Annotated in this window: 4 protein-coding genes; 2 read left to right on the top strand and 2 right to left on the bottom strand. The window is 46.5% G+C overall.

What is annotated here, in order from left to right; translation table 11 throughout:
• Together WBV75_RS03970 and WBV75_RS03975 are read left to right on the top strand one after the other, a co-directional pair.
• Positions 1-939: adenylate/guanylate cyclase domain-containing protein (locus tag WBV75_RS03970; protein WP_424119355.1), on the top strand; the 939-nt coding region annotated here is incomplete at its 5' end.
• A gap of 90 nt (positions 940-1,029) precedes the next feature.
• On the top strand, positions 1,030-2,871 hold the full coding sequence (locus tag WBV75_RS03975; RefSeq protein ID WP_424119356.1) for an adenylate/guanylate cyclase domain-containing protein: 1,842 nt from the start codon (positions 1,030-1,032) through the stop codon (positions 2,869-2,871).
• A 167-nt stretch (positions 2,872-3,038) separates the two neighbouring features.
• Here WBV75_RS03975 and WBV75_RS03980 read toward each other — a convergent pair whose 3' ends face one another.
• Together WBV75_RS03980 and WBV75_RS03985 are read right to left on the bottom strand one after the other, a co-directional pair.
• A complete protein-coding gene (locus WBV75_RS03980) occupies positions 3,039-3,671 on the bottom strand; it encodes a response regulator (protein WP_424119357.1) in 633 nt (210 codons plus the stop codon).
• 596 nt (positions 3,672-4,267) lie between these two features.
• On the bottom strand, positions 4,268-4,783 hold a 516-nt coding region (locus WBV75_RS03985), incomplete at its 5' end, for an SPOR domain-containing protein (protein ID WP_424119358.1).

The raw sequence follows: 4,783 nt of genomic DNA on the forward strand, positions 1-4,783 counted from the left end.
GGGGACTACGAAGAGGCCTATACCCACCTGAGTCTTCATATGGCATTTAAAGACTCTATGGACGTAGCGACTGTCGGTATGACCCGCCTGGAACGGGAAAAAGCAGAACTCCAGGTACAGCGGCAAGAGAGTGAATTGCAGTTACAGGCGGTGCAGCAAAAACGTCAGCAACTCACCATCTGGGTTGTGGGAATCACGGCACTTTTATTAACTGTTATCGCTTTTGGCAGTTACAGGAGGTATCGCTTTATCAAAAACACCAATGAGATCATCTCTCAGGAGCGGGACAGATCGGATAACCTCCTTCAGAACATCCTGCCCAAACAGACGGCAATGGAACTCAAGAGTCTGGGACGTGTACGTGCCCAGCGTTTTGATGAGGTAAGCGTCCTGTTTACTGACTTCAAGGGGTTCACCAGCCATGCAGAAAGTATGGATCCCGAGCATTTGGTCAAGAGTATCGACTATTATTTTTCCCACTTCGATACCATTATGGACAAATACGGCCTTGAAAAAATAAAAACTGTCGGGGATGCGTATATGTGTGCTTCCGGACTCCCCTACCCATCAGAAGATCACGCCTTCCGAATCCTGGAAGCCGCCCTGGAAATTATTGAATTTGTGGAGGCCGCGAAAAAAGAGGATTCAAAAGAAGACGTGCGCTTCGATATCCGAATCGGCATCAATTCGGGCCCTGTGGTCGCCGGGGTTGTGGGGACTAAAAAATTCGCCTACGATATCTGGGGAGACACGGTCAATATTGCCTCGCGTATGGAATCGGCCTCGGACGTGAGCAAAATCAATATTTCAGAGAACACCTATGAGATTGTAAAAAATCAATTTGACTGCGAGTATCGCGGGAATATTGAAGTTAAAAACCGGGGGAAACTCAATATGTATTTCGTTTTGGGTAAAAAAAGTCAGTTTCAAACCGCATAGAGGATGCCCTCCAGCACAATCCCGGCGTATTTAATGAAGTTGAAAAGCTAAACCCTTGACGGGGGACTTTTCCTGAATTCAATGACTTCTATGAAGCAATCCCTAATCACAGTAATTCTGGTCTTGTTGACATGGGTCACTTTAAATGCCCAGGCCCAGAGTATTGCCGATAGTCTAAAGCTTATTTATGCCTCCGACACCCTGAATGATGCTGGCCGGTTAAAGGTCCTCAATGGCCTGGCTTTTAACGAAAGTAATGACATGCCTCTAGCCCTGTCTTACGCAGAGGAAATGATTCATTTATCCTCAAAGTTGGATAGTCTGGGTTGGCTTGGGAATGCGTATTTGCAAAAGGGATATATCCTCCTGGAGTTGGGGGATTTGGACGCGGCCGCTGAAACCTTTTACCTAAGTGCGGAGGCCGCAAAGAAAAACGGCGAAAAACTTGAGGAGGGAGCAGCAATGGTGGCCCTTGCGGATACCTATGCCGAAGCAGGAGAACATCACCGTTCTGAGCAAAGCTATCTGAACAGTATCGCCCTGTTGAGACACCCGGAAGTGCAAGATCGAATTCAGGGTGTTCGGCAATTGGCGGTGGCTCTTTTCAACCTCGGGGATTTATATCTAACGGTAAGGGAGCCGGCCAAGGCCCAAAAGTGCCTCAGAGAGGCCGGAAGCCTATTTGACAAAGCGGGTGATAAAACGGCATCCTTTTCGGTCATCGGAAATATGGGAAGATCCTATGCAGGCCTGGGTGATTACCAGAAAGCAGAAGCGCATCTCCTTCGCGCCATTGATTTGCTGACCGAGGTAGAATATTTTGGCCATGTTTCGGCTTACCAGGAATCCCTGGCTGAATTGTACCTGCAAACAGGTGACTACCAAAAGGGCCATCAAGTGGCTTTGAAAAGCCTGAACACTGGACGGAAACTCGGAGACAAGCCACAAATCAGCAAATCCAGCAAAATACTGGCCCGTCTGGATTCGATCACAGGAAATTACCAGGAGGCCTATGAACATCTGAACCTGCATATGGCGTACAAGGATTCCATGGACCTGGCCACGGTGGATATGACCCGTCTGGAACGGGAAAAGGCGGAGCTTCAGGTACAGAAGCAGGAGAGTGAACTGCAGTTGCAGGCCGTGCAGCAAAAACGCCAGCAACTCACTATCTGGGTTGTAGGTATCACCGCCCTTTTACTAACTGTTATTGCTTTTGGCAGCTACAGGAGGTATCGATTTATCAAAAATACGAATCAGATCATCTCGGAAGAGCGGGACAGATCAGATAACCTCCTGCAAAATATTCTGCCTAAACAGACTGCCATGGAACTCAAGAAATTAGGACGCGTAAGGGCCCAGCGTTTCGATGAAGTTTCTGTCCTTTTTACTGACTTTAAAGGCTTTACCAGTCATGCAGAGAGTCTGGATCCCGAGAAATTGGTCGAGAGTATCGACTATTACTTTTCCCACTTCGATACCATTATGGACAAATATGGGTTAGAAAAGATTAAAACGGTCGGAGACGCTTATATGTGTGCTTCCGGACTCCCTTATCCCTCTGATGATCACGCCCAACGAATTGTTGAGGCCGCGTTGGAAATCCTTGAGTTTGTGGAAGCCGCGAAGAAAGTGGATTCTGAGGATCATGTACGGTTCGATGTCCGTATCGGAATCAATTCCGGAGCGGTGGTCGCCGGGGTGGTAGGGACCAAAAAATTCGCTTATGACATCTGGGGGGACACGGTTAATATCGCCTCGCGTATGGAATCGGCTTCGGAGGAAGGGAAAATCAATATCGCCGAGAACACCTTTGAACTGGTTAAAAATGATTTTGACTGTTTGTTTCGGGGGAATATGGAAGTAAAAAACCGGGGGAAGCTGAATATGTACTATGTTTTGGGTAAAAAATTTAAGGCTCAGTCCGCCTAAACTTATGGTGTTGACACAAACTCCATTAAACAAAAATACCGGAAACCGGCCCGGAGGATCTCCGGACCTGGTTTACCGGTACATAGCAGCAATTCCCACAAAGCAACTATTGGTGGCCCCCCGACGTATCGGGAAACCTGGGCAGGAGTTTCCTCCCACCCGCGGACTTAGGCACAGTCCAGGTTCTGAAGCTTTTGTAAGGCTTCAGACTTTGAATTCACATCCAGTTTCAGATAGATATTCTGAATGTGAAAATTAATGGTGCTCGGAGAGACAAAAAGCTCCTCGGCTATTGTTTTATAAGTGGCTCCCTGACTTAAGAGCTCCACAATTTGATTTTCGCGTTCGGAAAACCCACTGTAGGATTTCCTGCGAAAGGCCTGGATTATTTCTCTGGCCACTTCGTTGCTAAGGGCAGCGCCTTCAAAACGAATCGAATTCAAAGCGTCCTTCAACCGCTTTTTGGTAATCGGTTTGGTAAGATACCCCACGGCACCGTTTTTAAACGCCTTCTTGATGATTTGAAAATCATTCTCCCCACTTACCATGATCACCCGCACCTCAGTATTTCGTTTCCGGAATTCACAAATTCCATCAACGCCTGAGATGTCGGGGAGCATGGTTTCTGACAGGATAAAATCGGGGCGTTCCCTGTCAAAATCCTTTAAGGCATCTTCAATACACGGATAAATCCCCAGGAGATCATATTCCGGGTAGGTACTGAAGTAATAGGTATAAGTTTCATGAAACCTCGGGTTGGGGTCGATCACAAAAACTTTGAGTTTGGTAGTTATGTTCATGGCAGATCAGATTTGGGTTGAATTATTTGGGTTGTATTCTCACAATAGGCCCGGGTACTTTAAACCATTTGTTTTTTACAGACTTCGATCTTTGGACGCCACAGAGGTTTTTTTACTGACGACTGAGTATCGTTTGCTGTAAGGCAAATCAAGGAATGTAAGTACCGGTGTGATAGGAATTGACAAAACTGTCAACGGTGCCTTTTCCCACCCGGGGGATCAGAAATAAATTCAACCTGGCGGCCGGGAATCTCCGCGGCTGCGCTGCGCATTTTGAAGTGTAGGTGTCGTTTCATAAGAGATCGATTTGGGTCGTATTTCTTGAAAATGAAATTAGATAATCTGCTCCTTTCCTCCTAAGAAATGCCTCTTTTTTCGATCAAATACCCCGTTTTTTAAAGGTCTTGCATTTCATCGATGTTTAATTTAACGTCTTGATTATCTGTTGTTAAGAAGAAAACCACCTGCTTCTCCTGAAACAGATGGTTCTTCTGGGCGAGGTTACAGACAGGAGCAAAACGCCCTGCCCGCTCTCCTCTTACAGGGCAAATTCCCGGATGAGCAAGTCACACATTTCGGAGGATCTCAGCAACGGATCACTCCTGGTAGGTGACATCTGCAGTAGCTACCGGATTGTAGACCTCCATGATCCATTTTTCATCCCGGTATTGTCCCTCCAGGTTAGAGACAAAGGCACTTTTAGCTGCTACTTTATTATTAAAACCGGCCAGATATACATAATACAACCCGTTCTCTGAGTTATAAAATTGCTTCGCATTCAAACCCTTCCGCTTTAGTGAATCCATAAAAGCATTCAAATACTTTTTGTTCTTATAAACATTTGCAATTAAATAATAGCCAGAGGTAACCCCAACGACATCGGACCGGTTTTTGGCTCGTATGGGCAATTCCCGAAAGTCTTTCCGGGCAGGCACTTTATTAGTTTCTTTCACTTCGGATTCCGTTGCAGCCACAGCCGTTTGCACATTACCGGGCTTCAGATCCAGAGTCTCAGTGGGTTTTCTAAACCCATCGTCATTGCGGATTTCATTGCGTATGGTGCGTACCAGGGTTTCGAATTTACGCTCGAGTTGATCGTTCCTGGCATTCTC

This window comes from Robiginitalea sp., from assembly GCF_049588695.1.
Lineage (GTDB): Bacteria > Bacteroidota > Bacteroidia > Flavobacteriales > Flavobacteriaceae > Robiginitalea.